Consider the following 662-nt stretch of genomic DNA (forward strand, 5'->3'; position numbering starts at 1 on the left):
TTGGCTTCATGATCCAAAATGAAGAAAGTGATGACACATGGTCCATCTTCTTTGAATACTTAAAAGAACGCGGTCTACAGGGGACAGAACTCATCATTTCTGATGCCCATAAAGGCCTAGTGTCTGCAATTCGTAAGTCATTTACCAACGCAAGTTGGCAGAGATGCCAGGTCCATTTTTTAAGAAACATCTTCAGTTCCATTCCAAAAAAGAATTCAAAACCGTTTAGAGAAGCAGTAAAAGCGATCTTTAAGTTTACGGATATTGAACTCGCTCGAACAGCTAAGAATGCTTTAGTCGGTGAATATATCGACCAGTCTAAATATACAAAAGCTTGCGAAACATTGGATAATGGCTTCGAAGATGCCTTTCAATACACGGTTATCGGAAATGGTCACAATCGGCTAAAAAGCACCAACCTTCTTGAACGACTGAACCAGGAAGTCCGCAGAAGAGAAAAGATTATTCGGATTTTTCCCAACCGAACGTCTGCCAATCGATTAATTGGAGCTGTCCTTATGGACCTTCATGACGAATGGCTCAGTTCTACAAGAAAATATATTAAGTTTGATCAATGAGAGACCGGTAAAACATTGTATAGTATTTTACACAGGATTATGGACTTGACTATATTCTCACAATAGCATTTAATAATAAATATA

The 662-nt window shown here is 38.2% G+C and carries 1 protein-coding gene; it reads left to right on the forward strand.

The window, feature by feature from the left end; all coding sequences use genetic code 11:
* The coding region (locus tag ACYU8V_RS21635; RefSeq protein ID WP_460850310.1) for an IS256 family transposase at positions 1–578 on the forward strand (578 nt) is incomplete at its 5' end.
* Positions 579–662 lie beyond the last annotated feature (84 nt).

This window comes from Nocardioides ultimimeridianus (genome assembly GCF_054777895.1).